Here is a 21,968-nt window from a genome sequence, read left to right as displayed (position 1 = left end):
CCATGGCTGAGTCTATCCAGGCCAATAGCAGAGTTTTCGTGCATTTCACGCTGAAACTCGAAGATGGCTCCACTGCCGAGTCGACCCGCAACAACGGCAAACCGGCACTCTTCACGCTGGGCGATGAAACACTGTCGCCAGGCATGGAAGACCAGCTAGTCGGTTTGAAAGCAGGGGACAAAAAAGCGTTCTCTCTGGCACCTGAATCCGCGTTTGGTATTCCAAGCCCGGACATGATCCAGTATTTCTCGCGTCGTGAATTTATTGACGCGGGCGAGCCGGTACCGGGTGCCATCATGCTGTTCACAGGAATGGATGGCAGCGAGATGCCAGGCGTGGTGCGTGAAGTTAACGGCGATTCCATCACCGTTGATTTTAACCACCCACTCGCCGGGCAAACCATTCATTTTGATATCGAAGTACTGGAAATTGACCCGGTACTGGAGGCGTTGAATGCAGATCCTGTTGGCTAACCCACGCGGCTTTTGTGCCGGGGTAGACCGCGCTATCAGCATTGTTGAAAACGCGCTGGCTATTTACGGCGCGCCGATTTATGTCCGTCACGAAGTGGTGCATAACCGCTACGTGGTTGATAGCCTGCGTGAACGTGGAGCGATTTTCATCGAGCAGATCAGTGAAGTGCCGGATGGCGCAATCCTGATTTTCTCGGCACATGGTGTTTCCCAGGCGGTGCGTAACGAAGCTAAAGGCCGTGATTTAACGGTGTTTGATGCGACATGCCCGTTGGTGACTAAAGTGCATATGGAAGTGGCTCGCGCCAGCCGCCGTGGTGAAGAATCCATTCTGATTGGCCACGCCGGTCATCCGGAAGTGGAAGGCACCATGGGCCAGTATAGCAACCCGAAAGGCGGCATGTACCTGGTTGAATCACCGGAAGATGTCAGCAAGCTGGATGTGAAAAACGAAGGAAAACTTTCGTTTATGACGCAAACCACGCTTTCTGTTGATGACACTTCCGACGTGATTGACGCGCTGCGTAAACGCTTCCCGAAAATCATCGGCCCACGTAAAGACGACATTTGCTACGCAACGACTAACCGTCAGGAAGCCGTGCGTGCGCTGGCGGATGAAGCGGATGTGGTGCTGGTGGTAGGCTCGAAAAACTCGTCCAACTCCAACCGTCTGGCAGAGCTTGCACAACGCATGGGCAAAGCCGCATATCTGATTGATGATGCGATGGATATCCAGGAATCCTGGGTTAAAGATGTGGCATGTGTTGGTGTTACGGCAGGAGCGTCCGCGCCAGATATCCTGGTGCAAAACGTTCTGGCTCGCCTGCGTGAGTTAGGCGGTAGCGAAACCCGCGAGTTGGTCGGGCGCGAAGAAAATATTATCTTCGAAGTGCCGCGTGAACTGCGTATGGATGTGAAAGAAGTGTAGGGCGCATAAGCAATACCGTCATCCGTTTTAAATGGGGAGCTTAGGCTCCCCATTTTTCTTTGCCAGAAACTCAGGCGTCTTCCTCATCCTGCATAATCGCGCTTCGCCCACCATCCATCACAATCGTTGTCCCGGCAATAAACCCGGCTTTATCACTGGATAAAAACAGGCAAAGATCGCCAACTTCATCTGAACGGCCAATGCGCCCAACCGGGTGCTTTTTGATGGTTTTCTCGCGTGCCATTTTTCCATCAGCATGCGAGTCGAACCACACCTGATTGCCATCTGTATCAATAAAGCCAGGCGCGATACCCACGGTTCGGATTTCTGGTCCCCATTCGATAGTCAGGCTTTGCACCAGCGACAATAGCGCCCGCTTACTGATGTTATACGGCGCACAGCCCGGCATAGTCGAAAATGCGTGATTCGAGGTAATAACAATAATCACCCCGTTGCTTTTGCGCAGCGCCGGGCGGGCGCATTTCGCCAGGTACCAGTGGGATCGTAAATTCAAATCGAAGTTATGCGACCAGTCACTCTCTTCACAGTCGATGCCTTTGAATACGTTTTTGCCCGCGTTAGAAATCACGACATCAATGCGACCAAACAGCTTTTCGGCATCAATAACAAACTGCTTAATAGATTCCGTTTTGGTGACGTCGACGGAAAAATAGAAATAACGATCGGGATATTCAGCCAGCATCTTCCGGGCATTGGGTGCTTTTTCTAATGCAGAAAACGCACAACCGATAACGATGTCGCCATTATTCAAAAAAGTCTGTGCAATGGCCTGGCCGATCCCCTGACTGGTTCCGGTAACAATCACAACGCGTGCAGATTGTTGGGTTTTCATAATAAGTCCCTGATGAAATGATCGATAAGCTGACTATCGTCTGAGGAAAGCGGCCAGCCAGGCTTGCGGCAATAATCCGTTGCGATAATTCCCCGTCGTTTCAGAATCGTTTTCTCAACCTGAATGATGTATTCGCAATGCGTCATCCAGCGCTGGATATACGGTAATAGTGCCTGATGCAACGCCTCGGCCTGGGCCGTTTCGCCCCGCTGCCAGTGCTGATAAATCCGCACATAAACCTCGGTAAACGAACAGCCCGGCATCACACCTTTTCCGCCTGCCGCGAGCATTTGCAGCATATATAAACCCGCATAGCCGTTGAGCACGCTGGCCTGCGGAGCCAGTCTCAGGAAATCGCGGGTGTAGTCGACTGGTGGGTTACACTCGATTTTGAACACCGCATGCGGATATCGCGCCGCGACAGCCGCCAGTTGTTCCGGCGTAATCGCCAGGCCGGTTTCGCCCGGCGCATACTGCACCATCACCGGAATATCTACCGCTTCCAGCACGGCAAAAATATGCTCCTGAATCGCCTGTGGATTAGGGCTGAGAAAGAACGGTGGCAACAGCATTAGCGCATCCACACCCAACCTGGCGTAGCAACGCGCGCGTTTGACTGCCAGCTCGGTGCTGTGATCGGTCACTGACATCGCCCGATAAAGCGGGCTACCTGCCAGAGTGCTGACAAACATTTGCGCCAGTCGATCGCGTTCCTGGTCATGCAATTTCGGGAATTCACTGGCGATGCCAAACAGCGTGGTGCCTTGCGCGCCGCTGGCGGAAAGATGCTCCAGCAGACGCACAAAACTCACTTCATCAATCTCGCCGCCAGCGGTAAACGGCATTGCGGTAATCGGATTCACACCACCAATGTCTTGCGCCGTATAGTGCTTAGTCATCAGTCTTCCTCCCGGTCGGCCAGCACCGCACCTTGGGCGGCAGGTAGCGCCCAACGGCGATACAAACGCAGGAAACCGCGCGGGACTTCTTTATCGACCGGCTGCCAGTTTTCACGACGCGTAGCCAGTTCGGCCTCGGCTACGTGCAGCGTCAGGGTGCGTGAAGGAATATCAATCGAGATTTCATCGCCATTTTCCACCAGCCCCAGTTCGCCGCCGTCTACCGCCTCAGGCGAAATATGACCCACGAACAAACCACGGTTGGAGCCAGAAAAACGCCCGTCGGTGATCAGGGCGCAAGTATCAGAAAGCCCCATGCCTTCCAGCGATTTCATCGGCTTATACATTTCCGGCATGCCAGGCCCGCCTTTCGGCCCTTCGTAGCGTAGCACCAGCACGCTGCCCGGTTGAATTTGACCGGACATAATCGCTTCTACGGATTCCAGCTCGCTGTTGAACACCACCGCAGGGCCACGGAATACCATCAGATTTTCCGGTACGGCAGCCGGTTTCACCACGCATCCGAGTGGCGACAGATTACCGTGCAGCACGGCAACGCCCGCTTCATTTCGCACAGGAATCGCCAGCGTGTGAATCACTTCCGGGCGGCAACTCGGTTTTGTTTCGGCAATCAGTTCGGCTTTGGTTTTGCCGGCTACAGTCAGCGCATCCAGATGCATCAGCTTGCTGATTTCAACCTCTACAGCCTGCACGCCACCCGCTTCCCAGAAATCAATCATGTCATGCTCGGAAGCCGGATACAGCGACGCGACTAACGGGACTTTATGGCTCAGTTCATCAAACGCTGATAGCGGCAGGTGGCCCAATTCTGCTTCGTAATAAATGGCCTGAAGGTGAAGGATCGCGTTGGTTGAGCCGCCCGTTGCCAGCAGATAAACCATCGCATTATGGATGGACTCCCGGGTAATAATTTGGCGCGCGTTCACGCCATTAAGCACCAGCTCCACCGCCTGGCGGCCGGTTTCTACTGCACAATCACGGCGCTCTTGCGACACGGCAGGTAGCGTGCTGCTGCCCGGCAAACTCATGCCCAGCACTTCGCCAATACAGCACATGGTGTTCGCGGTGCCATACATGGTGCAGGAGCCAGGGCCAGGTTCGGCGATATTTTCAATATGCGCGAACTCTTCTTCGCTGATTTCACCGCGTTTTTTCCAGCCGATGGCTTCGGTAACGATATTGCCGTCCCAGTGTTTGCCTTTGTATTCAGCCGGATACATCGGCCCGCCGTTAACCATAATCGCCGGGATATCCAGGCGTGCCGCGGCCATTAACATCGCCGGAACGATTTTGTCGCACGAGCCGAGTAACACCATGCCGTCAAAACGGTGGGCGCGCATCATCACTTCAATCGACGCGGTAATCACTTCACGGGCGGCGAGGATATAGCGCATCCCCAAATGCCCTTCGGCAATGCCGTCGCACGGCGCGATAGTGCCAAACACCATGCCCACGCCGCCTGCCTCTTCAATGCCTTCGAGCACTTTAGCGGTCAGCTCATTGAGGTTGGCATGGCCCGCCGTTGCATTGGTGTAGCTGTTAACCACTGCAATGACAGGTTTGCGCAATTGTTCATCGGTATGACCCATTGATTTGTACAGCGCACGTTTCAGTGCACCATCGTCACCTTCGAGGATCGGGTTGAAATGCGTGCCACAGCTGGCACATCCGCCACATCCACTCATAGTTTTTATCTCTTCTAAACGTTAGCGATCGATTGTCGCGTTGATATGTTGAGCAGCGTCAGAGCGCTCAGTTGACTGTTCGGGTACAGCGATAACTTTCTTCGGGTTTGCCAGCCGGGCAGGCAAAGTGAGAATGAGCGGGGCGCACAGCAGCAAAAAGGCGGCGAGAATATATAAGCCCGTGTCGGTGCGTCCGGTGGTATCTTTCAGCCAGCCAAGAACCGTTGGGCCAAAGAACCCGGCCAGGTTGCCGATGGAGTTAACAAACGCGATACCTGCGGCAGCAGCTGTGCCGGAAAGCAAAGCGCCAGGCAGGCTGATATAGGTTGGAATCAATGCCAGGGTGCCGGACATTGCCACGCAAATCCACGCCATCATCCAGAAGGTAGACCCGCTGCAATAAGCACTCAGTGCCAGGCCCACGCAGCCAATCATGGCGGGAATGGCGATGTGCCAACGGCGTTCTTGTTTCAAATCAGAATGGCGACTGTTCCACACCATAAAACAGGCACCGAAGACGTACGGCAGTGCCGCGAGCAGGCCGATATGGAAATCGTCGCTGACGCCGGAGGATTTGATGATCGACGGCAGCCAGAAGTTGATGCCGTAGTAGCCAATGTTGAAACTAAAGAACACGACTGCCAGCAGCCAGACATAGCCGTTTTTCAACATGCCTTTCAGGCTGGAGTCTACTTTGCCTTTATTGGCACGCTCACGGTTGGCGGCATCTTTTGCCAGGTCGTTAATGACGACCTGTTTTTCGGCATCAGTTAACCATTTGGCCGATTTCACATCGTTATCGAGATAACGCAGCACCACAAAAGCGAGCAGGAAAGAGGGAATCGCTTCAACCAGGAACAGCCACTGCCAGTTGTGCAGGCTGCCAACGCCTTCAAAAAGTTTAAGGATCAGGCCGGAAAGCGGGCTGCCGATAATGGTCGAAAGCGGCGTCACCAGAATAAACAGACCCAGTGTGCGAGCGGAGCGCCACGACGGGAACCACAGCGTGAGATAGAACACGATGCCAGGGAAGAAACCGGCTTCCGCCACACCGAGCAAGAAACGCACGATGTAAAATTGCGACGGGGTGGTGACAAACATCATGCCAGCCGAAAGCACCGCCCAGGTTGCCATAATGCGCGCAATCCAGAAGCGTGGCCCGAAGCGTTGCATCAGCAGGTTGCTCGGCATCTCAAACAGGAAGTAGCCGATAAAGAAGATGCCCGCTCCCAGCCCATATACGGTGTCGCTAAAGTTCAGCGCATCCTGCATGTGGAGTTTGGCGAAACCGACGTTAACGCGATCCAGATAAGCGAAGAAATAACACAAGATCAAAAACGGGATCAGGCGTCGCGTTATCTTGCTGTAGACCTTTGATTCTTCCACCGCAGCGGTGGGATTGTTGCCCAGAGTTTTCTGCATTTTGTCTGCTCCAGAGGTGAGATTTATTGTTATTTCGCCGCGGCGGTACCCGGGCGTGTTGCCTTGAAAATTTGCTGGCCGATAAGACGCAGCGGTTCGCCACGCATCAAATTACGTTCAATGTTTTCGAGGGAAATATTTTTGGTTTCAGGCACAAAGAGGATCGTCAGCACGATGCAGACGATGTTCATCACGCCGTAAAGCCAGAAGGTATTCGGACTGCCGATGGTGTCGATGAGTGTCAGGAAGGTCGCGCCAATGATCATATTGGCAATCCAGTTCGCCATTGTTGAACAGGTCACACCAAAATCGCGCCCGGCCAGCGGTTGGATTTCGGAACACAGCACCCAAATCAGCGGGCCTGCACTCATGGCAAAACCAACGATGAAAATAAGCAGGACGATAACGGCGGCGTACTGCTCCGTCGGGTTTGATATCCCGCTATGGAACATATAACCGAGAATACCCATGCAGATGGCCATGCCGGAGAAACCTAATTTCAGGATAGGTTTGCGCCCCCAACGATCCACCAGGGCGATAGCGATAAAGGTCGCCAGCACGTTCGTTAACCCGGCAATCACCGTTCCCCACATTTGTTCACGCGTGGTAGAGAAACCGGCAATTTCGAAGATTTTCGGCGCGTAATACATGATGACGGTCATGCCGGTGAACTGCTGCATGAACTGGAGTAATACGCCAAGATAGGTGGAACGGCGAAAATGCGAGTTATGGCGGAAAAGCTGCCATCCGCGCTGTTTCATCTTCAGACTGTCGCGGATCTGATTGAGTTCGTTCTGCGCTTCTTTGTCGGAATTACGTAGCAGTTTCAGCACTTTTCCTGCCAGTTCATGTCTGTCTTTCATCGCCAGCCAGCGCGGGCTTTCCGGCAGTGTTAAAACGCCGATAAACAGAACAATCGCCGGGAAGGTGATCACACCCAACATCCAGCGCCAGTGTCCACCTTCACTCAGTGCGGTGTCGGAGAGAAACGCCACCAGAATCCCGATGGTGATCATCAGCTGATAAAGCGAAATCATGCTGCCACGAATACGTTCCGGAGCGATTTCTGAGAGATACAGCGGTGCAGTAAAAGAGGCGACGCCGACCGCCAGGCCGAGGATAAAACGAGAAATTGTGAGGATCTCAACATTGTGTGCAAACGCGCAGCCAATCGAGCCAATCACAAACAGCACCGCACCCAGTAGCAGGCTCTTTTTACGGCCCAGAGAAGATGACATCGGGCCGCTACACAAGGCACCAAACGCGGCACCAAACATCATCACGCTGACCACAATTTCTTGATGGTGGCTGCTTAAACCAAATTCTTTAGCAATAAATGGCAGTGCACCCGCGATAACGCCCATATCCAGACCAAACAGCAATCCAGCGAGGGCGGCAAGAAGGCAAACAAGTATTGTTTGCCTGTTTGTTTTTGTAGGGTTCATAGTTAAGACCTTAATAATTATAATTTTTAAAATAGGAATCGATGGCTCTGGGCGCGGTAATCGCCAATGATTTGCAGGCTGCCGCTGATAAATGCCGCCATGATTTATTCTGCACACTCGCGCCAGGCATGTTGATAAGCCTGCGCACGCATGCGTAGCAAATTCATGCTCATTCCCGCCTGATACAAACCCCCGCCAAGGCCAAAACCGTTGGCACCCGCCTGAATGTAGCTACGCATTTGCGTGGCATCGGGCTGAATGCCGCCAACGGGAAGTAACGCCACCTCTGCGGGGATCACCGCGCGAAAGGCTTTAGTTATCACCGGGCTGATATGTTCGGCGGGGAACAGTTTCAATGCGCTGGCCCCGGCTGCCATGGCGCTGAACGCCTCGCTTGGGGTCATGATCCCCGGCATGCTGATAAGCCCGAGCTTGCGGGTATAGCGGATCACCTCCGGGCAGCAGTTCGGGGAGATGATCAATTGCCCGCCGCATTCGGCGACAGCATCAACTTGCTCAACTGTCAGCACGGTTCCTGCGCCAACGTAGCCGCGTTCGGCGACCACTTTTCGCATCAGGGAAATTGACTCCAGCGGTTTCGGGCTATTGAGCGGTACTTCAAGGTAACGAAATCCGCAGTCGAGTAGGATTTCCGCGGCTTCCAGGGCGTCTTGCGGCGTAATACCGCGCAAAATAGCGACCAGTGGTAACGGCTCTTTTTGCCATTGGGCGATGAAATTTTCTGAGTTCATGATGGGGTTCCTTGAAGTTGGCAAAAGAGATGCCACAGGCCGTGAATAAAGCAGTCATCGCCATTCGCCGGGATGAGATTGAGATCCAACGGGCCTGCCGCAAGCTGATAGCGAGCCGTCAAAGCCGGGCTGCCAACCACCCACGCCTGCAACCCAGTGGGAAGTGCCTGCAATTCGTAGCCAATAGTTAAACCGGACAAATAACTGTGAACGCTCGTTTCAGCAATTTCACCGGCCAGGCGGCGGGTGCGGGCTGAGAAGATTAAGTGGGTGAAGGGCGCACCTTGCTGAGCGGTTTTCACGCCCAACAAGAAAGCATCTGCATCTTCCTGCTGTTCAGGCAGTGCCCGCCCAAGAATGGAATGCTGGCTGAGGAGCGAGAATATTTCGCCTGTCATAAACGTGGCGAACGAGGTGATTTCACCGTTCACCATATACGCATGTTTACTGTGCGTACCGGGCAGTAATGCGGTGTGCTGGTAGGCGGGGTGCAGTGATGCCAGGCCTAATAATTGTACTTCCTCGCCGCGCATCACGTCGGGTTGAGAGAACGGACTGTTGCCGTTAGCGCCTGGGATAATCCACGCCGTGCTGCCCCAGGGGGTGGTGAAAGCCAGCGTGCGGGCAGCCAGATTTTTTGCCATACAGGGGAGCGGCGCATAAGACACTTCATGCCAGCCCTGCTGCGAACCGACCATTCCCGCCATCACAATCGGCAGGTTGCCGTACTCTTCTAACCACGTTTGCAGCAAGGCTTGCAGCGTCGGCGCAAATTGATCTTTCTCGACGGATAACAATCCGCAAGGCTGGCTAATTCTGGAAACTGGCTTTGAACCCTGCATCAAAAATGCACGGAAGTTGGTCGTTCCCCAATCAATGGCAATCCAGTGAGCCTTCATTCAAGTAATACAAACCATGTAATCTTGTAATACAAGAATGCTAGAGCAAAAAACACCCACAGTGTGTGAGGGAGATCGAAATTACGTCAGATGAGGATCAAATAATATGGTCGAACATTTCCGGACGATCCTGCCAGATACGTTTTTTGGCAGCATTGAGCAGAATATCGCGCATTTTAAGGCGAGCGTTATCGACCTGTTTCAGGCGAATCGCATCGAATAACTGGTAGTGTTCATCGACGGCGGCTTTGGTTTGACGCACGTCTTTTTCGAGGGTTTGTTTAAACGACAGCGCCATGGCCGCAGAAAGTGCGTTGCCAAGGGCTAAAAGAAAGGGATTATGCGTGGCACGTAGCAAAGCATGGTGAAAGGCCATGTCGCCTTCTTCAAACAGGGAACGCTGCGCCTCGAGCTGGCCTTTGCGCATTAACTGTAACGCATCCTCCAGCGCCGCCAGATCGTGTCCGTTAGCGTTTAGCGCCGCAAGCGTTGCCACGTTTGGCTCGAAAATCAGGCGCGTTACAATCAGTTGCTCAACCAGTTTCAGGTCGAGCTCACCTTCAGCCAGCCAGCCGAGCACGTCAATATCCAGCAGACTCCACTGCTCGCGGCTATTAACGGTGCTGCGTTTTTTGGCCTGAATCGAGATAAGCCCTTTTGCCGCAAGCACTTGCAGGGCATTGCGCACTGAGGTGCGGGAGACTTCATATTCCACGGCCAGCTCATTTTCACCTGGTAAAGAAAGCCCCGGCGCGAGATCGCCATGCATAATCCGGCGTGCAAGATGCTGAGTGACAGATTCTGAAATATTTGTCTGTGGGACTTTCATTACACTTTCTCGGTCGAGTCTGAACATGGAAATGAGCTACATAGTAAGCTAATCGCGCCGTATTCGCACCGTATGTACTTAAAAGATAAGAGAGCAACGTATGAGCAGAACTCCCATTATTCTCGATACCGACCCAGGCATCGACGACGCCGTAGCCATTGCCACCGCACTCTTTGCCCCACAGCTTGATTTAAAGTTGCTGACGACGGTCGCAGGCAATGTCAGCGTCGAGAAAACTACCCGCAACGCCTTGCAATTGATGCACTTTTGGCAGAAGGATATTCCCGTTGCGCAGGGGGCTGCTACGCCACTGGTGCGTAAATTACGCGATGCGGCTTATGTGCACGGCGAGTCTGGCATGGAAGGTTATGCGTTTGTGGAGCATCAACGTCAGCCGCTGGATAAACCCGCTTTTCAGGCGATTTATGATTGTTTAAATGCCAGCCCTGAACCCGTCACGCTGGTGGCGATCGGCCCGCTGACAAATATTGCGCTGTTGCTCACCCAATATCCAGGCTGTAAAGCGAAGATCAAACGCCTGGTGATCATGGGCGGATCGGCAGGGCGCGGCAACTTCACGCCAAATGCCGAGTTTAATATCGCTATCGATCCTGAGGCGGGTGCGCGCGTATTTGAAAGTGGCCTGGAAATTGTGATGTGCGGCCTCGACGTCACCAACCAGGCGCTGCTGAGTCCTGAATATCTGGCAACGCTGTCAGAACTCAACCAAACCGGGAAAATGCTGCATGCGCTGTTTAGCCATTACCGCAGCGGCAGCATGGCGACGGGTTTACGCATGCACGATCTGTGCGCCATCGCCTGGCTGGTAAAACCGGAATTATTCCAGACTCAACCGTGTTTTGTGGCAGTCGAAACTCACGGTGAATTTACTGCAGGCACTACAGTTGTGGATATTGAAGGGCGCTATCAGCGCGAGCCAAACGCCCATGTGGCGTTGGATCTCGATGTTGCCGGTTTTCAGACATGGGTTGCAGAAGTCCTGGCACTAGCACCTTAAATATATAACGCGACGTAGATCGAGTTTCTTCGGCCTGACCATAGGGTTAATCGATTAACCTGCTATGCTGATTAAGCAGTTCTCCTTGGGCCGGAGAAACAAAATGAATATACCTGTCATCATGCCACCGGGCGTGGCATTCCAGAACGGCCATTTCACGGCTGAAAATATCATTAATAAAACCACACACAGTGGCGATCTTGTGGGCGTCTTTCACGACGAAGCCGCATGGCTTGCGCTACCTGCTAATACACCCATCTATCAGGTTGAAATGCTGCAATCTGCGCAAGGGGAAGGTGAGCTTTTTGTCGGCACCACGCACCTCAATCCGGGGCGTGTTGGCGATGAGTTTTATATGACGCGTGGCCATTTCCACCAACGACGTGAACAAGGCGAAGTGTATATTGGCTTGCGCGGAACGGGCTTGTTGCTGCTGCAAGACGAGCAGGGTAAAGCCCGGCTTGAGCAGGTTTCTACGGGGTCAGTGCATATCATTCCAGGTGCTACAGCGCACCGCCTGATTAACACCGGCAGCGAAGTTCTCTCTGCACTCGCCGTTTGGCCAACCATTGCCGGGCATGATTACGCGGCGTTGGCGCAAGGCTTTGCGCTGCGAGTGGTTTTGCAGGACGACAAAATCCAGGCAAAAGAGGTGCAAAATGGCTGATCAGCACCTGAATTTTGGGTTGGATATGAAGATCCACCACCAGCCGATGGGTTTTAGCTACGGCGAAGAGGTGATCGGCCCGGTGCCGGAGATCCGTAAACTCGATCAGATCCGCGCCTCGTTGCGCGATCCCTCGTGCAACGGGCCGGAGGATGTGTACGCGATTGTGATGGATGTGGCGCGTTTGCAGGACAGAGAAGAGCTGAAGAAACGCATGCTGTTATTTGGCGTGGTGACTTACGCTTCTGGCCGCCTGGGAGACGAGCCGATTCGCAGCCAGGGTCACATTCACCGTATCAGCAGTCACAGCGGTTGGTCGCCGCCTGAGCTGTATGAAATCTGGCAGGGCAAAGCGATTATCTACATGCAGGAGTATGTGGCGGACGATCCGGGGCGTTGCTTTGCGGTTTGCGCCGGGCCTGGCGAGAAAGTGCTGGTGCCGCCGGGTTGGGCGCACGCCACGATTTCAGCTTCGCCGGATGAACCGCTGACGTTTGGTGCCTGGTGCGACCGCGAATACGGTTTTGAATACGATGCAGTTCGCGCCTACAAAGGGCTGGCATGGTATCCGCTATTGCAAGACGAGCATATTGCCTGGCAGCACAACCGCAGCTACATGCCGGGGCGTTTGCAGGTGACTTCACCGCGGCAGTATACCGAGTTTGGGATAACCGAGGAGCCGTTGTATCAGCAGTTTATTGATGATCCCGCGCGGTTTCAGTTTATTTCGAAGCCGGGGATAGTCGGGCAGAAGTGGGTGGGGTTTCATCCTTAAAACAACCCTCACCCTGGCCCTCTCCCTGAGGGAGAGGGAATTAACTCGATTTTCTCCCTCTCCTGGGGGAGAGGGTCGGGTTGAGGGCATACAACTAAGAAAATAACCCCACCGCCACGCCAACTGCCGCCAGCACCAGTAGCAACAGCATCGCTTTCACCGGTGACACGCCGCGTTTCGCCATCAAATACCAGGTGCCAATCACCACCAGCAGCGGCAGCAGATTAGGGAAAATTCCGTCCAGCATCTGCTGCACATGAATATTCACGCCATCTTTGGTGACAAATTCAAGCCCGGTGCCGAGCTTCACGTAGCTTGCCGCCACGCCGCCCATCACGAACACGCCTAATAACGATAGCGCTTCACGCAGGCGCGTCGATTTACTGCTGACCAGCATCTCAACCGACGTCGACCCCATGCGGTAGCCTTTCAGGAACAGGAACCACGAGCCGGGAATGATAATCGCCAGCCACGCCACGCAATAAAACAGTGGCCCGAGGATATTCCCGCCTGCAGCCAGCGCCATGCCGATACTGAGCAAAATTGGGATCAGCATGCCCGGAATCATCGAATCGCCAATCCCCGCCACTGGCCCCATCAGGCCGACTTTCAGGGTGTTGATGGTTTCGCCGTCAATCGGTTCACCATTGGCGCGTTTCTCTTCCAGCCCCAGCACCATGCCGTTCACAATCGCCCCAAGCTGTGGCTCGGTGTTATAGAACGAGGCGTGGCGTTTAAGCATCTCTTTGCGCTGTTCGTCATCGGGGTACAGCTTTTTCGCCACCGGCAACATACTCAAACAAAAGCCGAATGATTCAAGACGCTCAAAGCTCATGGACGAAAGGTTGTACATCATCCAACTGCGCCAGCAGCGGCGCAGATCCTGGCGAGTGAGTTTACGTTCTTCCATCAGAATTCATCCTCATCATCAGCGGGCGTGGAGGCTGCACGTTCAGCCTGCGGCTCAGGTTTGTAGTTGTAGTGAATCAGGGCCAGCAATGCGCCGACGATGACCAGCGCCACCATGTTCAGTTTCAGGAAAACGATGCAGATAAACCCCACCAGGAAGTAAATCAACATGCTGTAATTTTTGATGATTTGTTTAAGCAGAATCGCGATGCCCACCGCTGGCAGAATGCCGCCGAGCACGTTCATCGTCGAAAGCACGATGTGCGGCAGGCTGTCCATAAAGGCGTTGATGTACTGCGCGCCGAAATAGACCGCGATAAACGTCGGAATAAAACGCATCAGGAAATTGGTCGCCTGCGGCCAGATAGCGCTGTTGAGATACACGCCACGCTCGTCGCCTTTTTCCAGCGCCAGATCTGCGCGGTGGTTCCACCAGGAATTGAGCACCATCATGGCGTTAAACAACACGGTGCCTGCAATACCGATAGTGGCCGCCAGCGCCACGGCCACTTCCGGGCCTTTGTTGGAAAGAATACCCAGCGCGATAGCCGGGAAAGCTACAAAGTTGAGATCCGCAGGCATTGAGCCACCGGGGGTTACCATCGCGATATACACGGCCTGAACCGCCACGCCGATGATAATCCCGGTCTGCACATCGCCGAGAATGAAACCTACCAGCATCCCTGAAACCAATGGGCGGGTAATCAAATACCAGCCGCCGGTTAGCCCCAGCAGCCATGGGCTACTTAACGCACCGAGGTAACAGAGAATGCCGATCAAAGCCGCTTCAAAAGCCATATTGCACTCCTTTATTTGAGTTTTTGGCGAGCGTCCTGCCAGCTATAACTGCTGGCATCGGGCACCAGACGAAATTCAATCTGATGCCCGCGCTGCAAGAGGTAGTCGAACGCAGCACTCTCTTCCGGATTCACAGATTGATTAGGGCCAATGGTGGTTGTTGTGGCTCGTGCGCTCATCGGGCCGACGTTGATTTTTTTATTGCTGTTTTGCAGGCTGATACCTGCTTCTTCGATGCGCTTTAACGTGACGGGTGATTTGCCAATCACGAAGTAATGCTTCTCGCTGGCGATGATTTTTGGCAGTTTTTCGATGGCCGTGGCGGTGTCAAACAGCCAGACTTTGATGTCCTGAACCGCGCCTTTCATCACCGAAGAAAGTAAAGGATCGGCGGCGACCGCATCGTCGATGGCAATAATCCCATCGCACGGCAGCTCTTTTGCCCAGCGAGTGACGAGCTGGCCGTGGATCACGCGGTCGTCGATTCGTACAAATGAAATGCTCATCGTTGCCCCTTAAAAATCATCTGACTGCGTAGTTTCAGCAAGTGTCGCCTGCACCAGCGTGTCCTGGGTGTTGGCAAGCAGTTGTGCGGTGGCCTGTTCGATATCCGCGAGATCTTTTATCTCATCGCTTAGCAGCAACATGGGGAAGTTGACGCCAGCGAGTACAGTGACCGGCGGTTGCGTATCAGGGTTAAAGGCGTAGTGGCAGGCGATATTCCACGGCGTGCCGCTTTGCAAATCGCACAGCACCACGACGCCATCAGCCTCTTTGCTGGCCTGTTTCAACACCGCCGCAAACTCATCACCAAAGCTATTAATGCCTTTGTTTTCCGTGAGCATGACCGGGAATACATGCGGCAATTCGCCGTAGACCATGCGTGAACTTGCCAGCAGGGCTTCCGCCAGCGTGCCGTGTGTTGCCAGAATGACGTTGATCATAATTAACCCCTTACCCAGGCTTTCATGGTGGCGAGTTGCTGACTGGCACCCCGACCATACGGTGAAATTCGGTATTCCCCGACGGCAGCAGGAATGATGAAGGTTTCGGCGTAATGCACCACAAACGGCTCGAACGCGCCGCTCGGGCTTTCAACCAGCGCCTCGTCGCCTTCCACCAGATTCAGGACATTCACGCCGCCGTGCGTGTGGTGTGTGACGGGCTGCGTAAACCAGTGGCGACGCGTTTCAATAAACTCGCGTTCATGCAGGCCGGTGCGCTCCTCGCGCCAGCCATCGCCTTCGGCAATAGGTTCAAAATGGTTAACCAGGTGCTCGCTTACCCATTGGGTATCGCGTTGCCAGTCAATGACTTGCGCGCCGTGGTCCAGATGCACCGGGCGCGGCAGACCGTCCAGCCCCAGGCGTCCCCAGTCCCATAATTTGAAGGTGAAAATATACGGTGTGGCGCTGATCTCCAGCACCATGGCTCCCGATCCGGAACAGTGCACGGTGCCTGCCGGTATCAGGAAGTGATCGTGTTTACGCGCCTGGAAACGGTTAACGAATTTCTCGTCATCAAACGCTTTTTCGCCACGCTGGGCGCGGGCCAAATCGTCGAGCATTTCCTGCGGGTCGATCCCCGTTTTTGTGCCGAGATAAACTTCTGCGCCCGGCTCGGCTTCCAGCAAGTAATAGCTCTCATCCTGGGTGTAATGCATCCCGAAATGCTGCTGAATATATTCGGTAATCGGGTGAACCTGGAAACTCAAATTCTGCCCGCCGATGGTATCGAGGAAGTCGAAACGGATCGGGAATTCTGCGCCAAATCGGGCGTGGACGCGCTCGCCAAGCAGCGGACGCGGGTAGAGCAACACCAGATCTTGTGAGGGGATCTCGATCCGCACATCACCAAAACGCAGTAACAGGCTGTTCTCCTCGGGCACGCAGTCAAAACACCAAGCGTAATTTGGCTTTGAGGGATCGAGATCAAACTTGTCTTTCATCCATTGCCCGCCCCAGACACCGGGGTCGAAGAATGGCACCACGCGGAACGGTTGCTGCGTGGTTTGTTGTAGGCCATGACGCAGCGCATCTCCGCTCACCATCGCCGGTTGTTGCGCATTATTGGTATCGAGCAGGAAATCCGCGCGCTTGAGAAGCGGGGTTTTATGGCGGTCGAACACGCGCCACTCAATGAAAAAGGCACGTTTATAGCGGCGCAGAATATCTTCATTAACGTTATCTGCCCCCCAGTTGCCCAATTCTCCACGGCGAAAACGCTGCTGAATTTCCCAGCGAGCGAGATCGGCATAAATCAGCACATCACCCGGATGAACTAAGGCAGCACCTGGGCCGTAAATCACCACCAGGCCAGACGTCGTTTCTGCGGCTTCACGCTGTGCTTGCGCCAGTTTGTCCGGGCAGAAAAACTCGCTGAGTTCGTGGCAGGAAAGCACGCCGAACACCCGGTCGTCCGTCAAATTGCGGGCCAGCAAATCATGCAGATGCTGTTCACTCAGACGCGCGGATTCAGCGTTGATAATGTGTTGCGGGTTAAGTTGTTCAATGAGCTGCGTGTGCAGTTCGTCGAGTTGAACGCCGGGATAACAGTCAATCACCAGTACCGTTTTGCCCGAAGCGGAAAGCCGTTCGCTCACGGCTTGTTTAATGGCGGGCCAACCCTGCCAGGCCTGATGCTCAAACCCCGAAACGCGGACTTCGGGATACTTATCGTATGATGCCGGATGCATAATCTTCTCCCTGTTTCTGATGAACTAAGATTAATCGATTAACCCATTTTGAACAGCGTGGTAAACGCGATTAACCCGCCATTTTTAACAAGGTGTTGCTTAAAGTTGAGTTATCTGTGACGGCATTCACATGGAGATATGCATTTTTTTTGGTTATTCGATTAATCTGTGTGGAATTGCTTAATTTTGAGGAGTGCTAATGAGCACTGTCACCCTTGCCCTGGTCGCGAAACAGGCTGAAGTTTCAACCGCTACCGTTTCAATGGTGTTGCGAAATCGGGGCCGTATTTCTGACGCCACTCGCCAGCGCGTGCTCAAAGCGCTGGATGATTTGGGTTATGTGTATAACCAAACGGCGGCCAATTTGCGCAACCGCACCAGCAATCAGGTTGGGTTGTTGCTCCATGACATCACCAACCCGTTTTACGGTGAAATGACCGCCGGTCTGAGTCAGGAGATGGAGCGCCACGATCTGCTGCTTTTTCTGGCAAACAGCGAAGAATCCGGCGAGCGGCAGCAAAAATTTGTCGATTCTCTGATGCGCAATAACGCCTGCGGCATGGTGTTGTGCGCGGCACGAGAAACGCCGCCGCTGTTTTTTGAAACGCTGAAGCGGCGCAACATTCCGGCGATTATGGTGGTGCGCCCGATGGACGACGTGGACTTCGATTTTGTCGGCACCGATAACTTCCTTGGCACCCAACTGGCAACACAACATCTGCTGCGTCTGGGGCATCGTCATATTGCGTTTATTGGTGGGAGTGAAAATTCCATCAGCCGCGCGCAACGTATTGGCGGCTACAGCAGCAAATTGCTCGAGCATCGCATTCAGCCGAAAAGCGAGTGGGTGGTGTCTTCTCTTGCCAGCCAAAGTGACGGTGCACGTGTGGCCGAGGAGTTGTTCCGGCAATACCCGGAAATCACCGCAGCGGTCTGTTATCAGGATATCGTGGCGTTGGGCGTGATGCAGACTCTGCGCAAAATGGGCCGCCAGCCAGGTGTTGATTTTGCGCTGGTGGGGTTTGACGATATTACCGAGGCGTCTTTGGTTCAGCCTGCGTTGACCACCGTTTCGGTGGCCGCCAAGGAGATTGGCCGTAAAGCCGGGGAGTTGTTATTTAGCCGCATTCAGGGCAACGATGAGCCGCCAAAACGCATTATTCTCCCGCCTACATTGGTGGTGCGGGAGTCTTGCGGGTTTGGGCTATGAATGGGTTAAGCGCCTGATCAGTTCCATTTCACTGTGGCGGAAGGGAATGCCATATTCATCCAGCACATCGTGAAACCACAGGTGCGCGTAATCGACGCCACGTTTGCGCACTGACGGCCAGGGGAGGGTGGTTTGCGTTTTGCCGCGCACCAGCCCCCACTGGAAACAGCCGACATTCAGGGCGGCAAACAGCGGCAGTTGTTCTTCCATCACGCAGCCGACATGCCGCGCCAACCATTCTGTGCATAACATCGGACGCTCGAATGTTTGCCAGTAGCGCAATACTTGCAGCATTTTCGGTGTGGCAAGGTAGGCGTGGAAGCTGATCACATCCGAAAGATCGGCTGCCGCCTTATCGATAGGATGGGCAAAAAACTCCGCTTCCGGTTCGTTGGGATCTTGCGAAATGTGCCAGGCACCTACGGTCAGTGGTTGCCGGGGATCTTCGTCACGCGCCCAGGCGAAAACCTGTTGTAGCAGCTCCAGCGCAAAATGCTCCAGCTTTTCATCGAACTGAATTTCCTCAAGCCCGCTGGCAAACGTGCCGCGGTTGCCAGGCTCGTTGTACAAATCCCAGATAGCGATGCGTGAATCGTCTTTGAAATGGCGCACTATGTCGCGCACATAGCGTTCAAGCTGCGGCCACATCTCGCGGTTACATACCGTTTCACGCCCAGGGCTCGCCGCCGCCTGGCTGTTGTGTTTACCGGGTTCGGGTGCTTTTTGCGGCCCTAAAAATGGCTCATCTCCAGAAAAACCACAGTCGTCCATCAGCGTCAGCATGACTTTTATTTGATGGCTTTCGGCGATACGCAGGAAGCACTCGATGCGCATCAGCAATCCATCGCGATCGTGCTGCCAGACGATAAACGGCAGGTTGATGCGCAGTTGGTTATAGCCGATCTCTTGCGCCCAACCGAGTTCCTGATCGATGGTTTCGGGATCAAAGGTTTCGCGCTGCCATAGCTCTGTCCAGTTTACGGCGCTGCGGGGCAGGTAATTAAACCCGCAAATCCAACCCTGATTTTTGTGCCACTGAGCGGCCTGTTGTTTGCTCCATTGTGTACGCATGACGTGGCTCCTACGGTGATTCCGGCGTTAAGCTGGATACCGATTTACGCCCTGGCGTGTTGCCCCAGACTTTGTCGTATTCATAGCCGGTCAGGTCTTTGATGACTTTACGGGTTTCCATATCGCAGTCTGCGAGGTTTCCGCCCAGCTTGAGACGGGCGACTTCTTTAATCAGCGTTTTATGGGATTCACGGGTGAGTTTGAATTTAAAGGTCATCCAGAAACTGATCGCCAGCAATGCTGTGGTGGCAAAGACCATTAGCCCGACAATCGCGTGTAACGCTTCAATAGGTTGCTCGCCCTGGCCTTTAACAAAACCGCTTTCTTCCAGCACCACACCAATCAGCATGATGGCCAGCGCCACGGTACTTTTCCGGGTTAAGACCATCACACCAGCAAAGATGCCTTCGCGGCGTTTTTTAGTCACGATTTCATCGACGTCAGGAATAAAGCTGTAAATATTCCAGGGGATAAAATAAAGACCCGCACGTGAAATACCCAAAATGACAAACACAGCGGAGAACAAGATCACGGATACATGGATGTTATTGATATAGGCATAAAACAGGAAGGCTAATACTGCAAAAATACAACTATAAGATAAGCGCAGTGCGCCGGAAGGCGTGAAATTCAATTTGCTGAGTAACAGCATAAAGACAAATGTTCCCGGAACAGAAACAAATGCGGCCACGCTTAAATAACCTGAAACGGCGGCGGCATCCTGATGTAATCCGTAAACGACATAATAAGTAAATACTGAGCCGAAAACGTCCATTGCGGTAAACGAAGCAATATAAATAATAATATGCTGGCGGAACATGCGGATCTTAAATGAAGAGAGTAAATCTAACACCAGGCTTTTTAAATGGTGCCAAAGATTACCGCTATTTGCTCCTTCGGGTTCGGGTTCAAACTCTTCGCGCACATCTTTGGCTTCCCAGGTGCACATCCAGGTGGTAAATACCGCGAGGCAAAAAATCGCTGAGAAAAGCAGGCCTGTGTAAGTGTAGGTTATCGAGTTATCTTTGCCGGTGAACTGCATGATTACACCTGGCACAGACACCGCCAGAAAACCGCCAAGCTGTGAGCAGATCATGCGCACTCCTGATAAACGGGCACGTTCGGTGTAACGGTTGGTCATCTCTGCCGCCAGCGTTTCCCACGGCACCAGCACCATTGCGGAGAGCAGCTCAATGGAGAGATAAGTGCCGAGATAATACCAGTAGCCCATATCCGTCACCCAAAGCAGGGCGTACAAAAACATCAGTGGGGCGCTGAGTAATAAAAAGAAGCGGCGGCGACCGAAGCGTTTACCCAGCCAGGTATTAGCGAAGTTATCGGTGATGTAACCCATAATTGGACTTAATACCGCATCTATCACGCGGGCAATAGCAAATATCGAACCGGCTTCTAATACCGATAATCCACAATAAGTGGTGTAGAAAAATAGAAGCCAGGTGCCAATAATAGCAAATGCGCCACCACCAAATAAATCGGTAACACCATATCCTATGGCTGTTCCATAGCCAACTCTGCGTTCTGTAGGTTTCATATTATTATTCCATTTCTGTGTAGGGTGAAAAGGAAAACGTTATTGTTGTTAAATTTTTATCCAGTTTCTGGTTATAGAAGACTGGTAAATTGCTTCGACCATGCGTAGAGATGTTTCCGCCTGGTATATATCAACGTAATTATGATTTTCGGGTATATGTAATGAATGATAAAAATTATTAATAGCCTGCTGGTGGCTGCTCCCCCAATAACACTTTTGGACTTCACGTGGTATTTCGTCGCAGGCCAATAGATTTTTCTCCTCACCAGTAATAAACCACAGATTATTGTGATGAAGTTGCAGCAGGCCTTCTTCGCAATGGATCTCAAGAAATAGCGGCGAGTCGGTGGTGTGACAGTTAGTCGCGTAAAAAATCCCTCGAGCCCCGTTGGCTAATTGCATATTCGCCATCGCGGTGTCCTCGGCCTGGGTGGCATTGCTGAGAAAACTGCTCTCCACCACGCCTTTCACCGACTCGACTCCGCCAGCAAACCACTGCATTAAATCCAGCGTATGAATCGCCTGGTTGATGAGCAGGCTGCCGCCTTCGGTGGCGAAACGTCCGCGCCACGGGCTTTGCGCATAGTAATCTTGCGTTCGATTCCATGTCAGCACCGCTTTGATACTCAGCACTTTTCCGTAGATGTTCGCCTCCAGCAACGATTTGATCTTCTGGCTGCTCGGGTTCAGTCGGTTCTGATAACAGACACCAAGCTGGCTCGTTGCGTGCTTCAGCGCGGTTTTAATGTCTTTTACTTCACCTGGATTCAGCGCCACCGGCTTTTCCGTGAAGACGTGTTTTCCGGCGGCAAGGGCGGCAAGAATCACTTCTTTGTGCGCGACATGCGGCGTGCAGACGTGTACCACGTCAATTTCGGTATCACACAGCATTTCGCGGTAATCGGCGTAATAACGGCAAGCGTAACGCTCGGCCAATAAGTGACCCTTTGCGGAGTCTGTTTCGACAATTGCCCTAAGCCTGCAGGCCGGGTTCGATTGAATTGCCTCGACGTGTAAGGTGTGGATTGCTCCACACCCGACGACTGCGGCCTGTGTCGTCTTCATTG

General features: G+C 53.3%; 22 protein-coding genes. 6 read left to right on the top strand and 16 right to left on the bottom strand.

Features of this window, described 5'->3' with window-relative positions; genetic code table 11:
• The first annotated feature begins 2 nt into the window (after positions 1–2).
• Both fkpB and ispH read left to right on the top strand, forming a co-directional pair.
• Positions 3–473, top strand: coding sequence for an FKBP-type peptidyl-prolyl cis-trans isomerase (fkpB, locus tag AC0IWZ_RS17700; protein WP_034498546.1), 471 nt, complete (start codon positions 3–5; stop codon positions 471–473).
• Positions 454–1,401: a 4-hydroxy-3-methylbut-2-enyl diphosphate reductase gene (gene ispH, locus AC0IWZ_RS17695; protein ID WP_034498543.1), complete on the top strand. Its 948-nt coding sequence runs from the start codon at positions 454–456 to the stop codon at positions 1,399–1,401. Before fkpB ends, ispH begins: the two co-directional genes overlap by 20 nt.
• Before the next feature lie 70 nt (positions 1,402–1,471).
• Here ispH and AC0IWZ_RS17690 read toward each other — a convergent pair whose 3' ends face one another.
• The 8 genes from AC0IWZ_RS17690 to AC0IWZ_RS17655 form a co-directional block, all read right to left on the bottom strand.
• Complete coding sequence (locus AC0IWZ_RS17690; RefSeq protein ID WP_410373698.1) at positions 1,472–2,254, bottom strand: SDR family NAD(P)-dependent oxidoreductase; 783 nt, start codon at positions 2,252–2,254, stop codon at positions 1,472–1,474.
• A complete protein-coding gene (locus tag AC0IWZ_RS17685; RefSeq protein WP_471678787.1) occupies positions 2,251–3,153 on the bottom strand; it encodes a dihydrodipicolinate synthase family protein in 903 nt (300 codons plus the stop codon). The genes AC0IWZ_RS17690 and AC0IWZ_RS17685 overlap by 4 nt, the downstream gene beginning before the upstream one ends.
• Positions 3,153–4,859, bottom strand: a complete 1,707-nt coding sequence (ilvD, locus tag AC0IWZ_RS17680) for a dihydroxy-acid dehydratase (RefSeq protein ID WP_471678788.1) — start codon at positions 4,857–4,859, stop codon at positions 3,153–3,155. The genes AC0IWZ_RS17685 and ilvD overlap by 1 nt, the downstream gene beginning before the upstream one ends.
• Positions 4,860–4,880: 21 nt before the next feature.
• Entirely contained in the window at positions 4,881–6,281 is a 1,401-nt protein-coding gene (locus AC0IWZ_RS17675; protein ID WP_471678789.1) for an MFS transporter, read from the bottom strand.
• A gap of 29 nt (positions 6,282–6,310) precedes the next feature.
• Positions 6,311–7,726: a sugar porter family MFS transporter gene (locus AC0IWZ_RS17670; protein ID WP_471678790.1), complete on the bottom strand. Its 1,416-nt coding sequence runs from the start codon at positions 7,724–7,726 to the stop codon at positions 6,311–6,313.
• A 104-nt stretch (positions 7,727–7,830) separates the two neighbouring features.
• Positions 7,831–8,478, bottom strand: coding sequence for a 2-dehydro-3-deoxy-6-phosphogalactonate aldolase (locus AC0IWZ_RS17665; RefSeq protein ID WP_471678791.1), 648 nt, complete (start codon positions 8,476–8,478; stop codon positions 7,831–7,833).
• A complete protein-coding gene (locus AC0IWZ_RS17660; RefSeq protein WP_471678792.1) occupies positions 8,475–9,377 on the bottom strand; it encodes a 2-dehydro-3-deoxygalactonokinase in 903 nt (300 codons plus the stop codon). Before AC0IWZ_RS17660 ends, AC0IWZ_RS17665 begins: the two co-directional genes overlap by 4 nt.
• Before the next feature lie 97 nt (positions 9,378–9,474).
• The gene (locus tag AC0IWZ_RS17655) at positions 9,475–10,206 is read right to left on the bottom strand and encodes a FadR/GntR family transcriptional regulator (protein ID WP_471678793.1); all 732 of its coding nucleotides are present in this window, start codon (positions 10,204–10,206) and stop codon (positions 9,475–9,477) included.
• Positions 10,207–10,306: 100 nt separating this feature from the next.
• Here AC0IWZ_RS17655 and rihC point away from each other — a divergent pair, with 100 nt between their 5' ends.
• From rihC to AC0IWZ_RS17640, 3 genes are all read left to right on the top strand, one after another.
• A complete protein-coding gene (rihC, locus tag AC0IWZ_RS17650; RefSeq protein WP_471678794.1) occupies positions 10,307–11,224 on the top strand; it encodes a ribonucleoside hydrolase RihC in 918 nt (305 codons plus the stop codon).
• Between the two features lie 103 nt (positions 11,225–11,327).
• Positions 11,328–11,891, top strand: coding sequence for a glucose-6-phosphate isomerase family protein (locus AC0IWZ_RS17645; protein WP_471678795.1), 564 nt, complete (start codon positions 11,328–11,330; stop codon positions 11,889–11,891).
• On the top strand, positions 11,884–12,666 hold the full coding sequence (locus tag AC0IWZ_RS17640) for a glucose-6-phosphate isomerase family protein (protein WP_034498515.1): 783 nt from the start codon (positions 11,884–11,886) through the stop codon (positions 12,664–12,666). The genes AC0IWZ_RS17645 and AC0IWZ_RS17640 overlap by 8 nt, the downstream gene beginning before the upstream one ends.
• 94 nt (positions 12,667–12,760) lie before the next feature.
• On the opposite strand, the gene AC0IWZ_RS17635 is transcribed toward AC0IWZ_RS17640, so the two are convergent.
• The 5 genes from AC0IWZ_RS17635 to AC0IWZ_RS17615 are packed head-to-tail and all read right to left on the bottom strand — an operon-like array spanning position 12,761 to position 17,068.
• Positions 12,761–13,576 (bottom strand): PTS system mannose/fructose/sorbose family transporter subunit IID, encoded by an 816-nt coding sequence (locus AC0IWZ_RS17635; protein ID WP_034459364.1) that lies wholly within the window; start codon positions 13,574–13,576, stop codon positions 12,761–12,763.
• Positions 13,576–14,373: a PTS mannose/fructose/sorbose/N-acetylgalactosamine transporter subunit IIC gene (locus AC0IWZ_RS17630; protein ID WP_034498512.1), complete on the bottom strand. Its 798-nt coding sequence runs from the start codon at positions 14,371–14,373 to the stop codon at positions 13,576–13,578. The genes AC0IWZ_RS17635 and AC0IWZ_RS17630 overlap by 1 nt, the downstream gene beginning before the upstream one ends.
• A gap of 11 nt (positions 14,374–14,384) precedes the next feature.
• Entirely contained in the window at positions 14,385–14,879 is a 495-nt protein-coding gene (locus AC0IWZ_RS17625) for a PTS sugar transporter subunit IIB (RefSeq protein ID WP_172893215.1), read from the bottom strand.
• Positions 14,880–14,888: 9 nt separating this feature from the next.
• Positions 14,889–15,317, bottom strand: coding sequence for a PTS sugar transporter subunit IIA (locus tag AC0IWZ_RS17620; RefSeq protein ID WP_471678796.1), 429 nt, complete (start codon positions 15,315–15,317; stop codon positions 14,889–14,891).
• Between the two features lie 2 nt (positions 15,318–15,319).
• Positions 15,320–17,068, bottom strand: a complete 1,749-nt coding sequence (locus tag AC0IWZ_RS17615) for a class I mannose-6-phosphate isomerase (RefSeq protein WP_471678797.1) — start codon at positions 17,066–17,068, stop codon at positions 15,320–15,322.
• A gap of 199 nt (positions 17,069–17,267) precedes the next feature.
• On the opposite strand from AC0IWZ_RS17615, the gene AC0IWZ_RS17610 reads away from it, so the two are divergent.
• Positions 17,268–18,278 carry a LacI family DNA-binding transcriptional regulator gene (locus tag AC0IWZ_RS17610; RefSeq protein WP_410373710.1) on the top strand — a complete coding sequence of 337 codons (1,011 nt, stop codon included), beginning with the start codon at positions 17,268–17,270 and terminating at the stop codon, positions 18,276–18,278.
• Here AC0IWZ_RS17610 and AC0IWZ_RS17605 read toward each other — a convergent pair.
• The 3 genes from AC0IWZ_RS17605 to AC0IWZ_RS17595 are packed head-to-tail and all read right to left on the bottom strand — an operon-like array spanning position 18,273 to position 21,966.
• Positions 18,273–19,349 carry a cellulase family glycosylhydrolase gene (locus AC0IWZ_RS17605; protein ID WP_471678798.1) on the bottom strand — a complete coding sequence of 359 codons (1,077 nt, stop codon included), beginning with the start codon at positions 19,347–19,349 and terminating at the stop codon, positions 18,273–18,275. The genes AC0IWZ_RS17610 and AC0IWZ_RS17605 overlap by 6 nt on opposite strands.
• Positions 19,350–19,359: 10 nt before the next feature.
• Positions 19,360–20,901 carry an MFS transporter gene (locus tag AC0IWZ_RS17600; RefSeq protein ID WP_471678799.1) on the bottom strand — a complete coding sequence of 514 codons (1,542 nt, stop codon included), beginning with the start codon at positions 20,899–20,901 and terminating at the stop codon, positions 19,360–19,362.
• 48 nt (positions 20,902–20,949) lie between these two features.
• A complete protein-coding gene (locus AC0IWZ_RS17595; protein ID WP_471678800.1) occupies positions 20,950–21,966 on the bottom strand; it encodes a Gfo/Idh/MocA family protein in 1,017 nt (338 codons plus the stop codon).
• Positions 21,967–21,968 lie beyond the last annotated feature (2 nt).

Source organism: Buttiauxella sp. AC142 (assembly GCF_979253435.1).
This window is presented reverse-complemented; position numbering and strand designations above follow the sequence as displayed.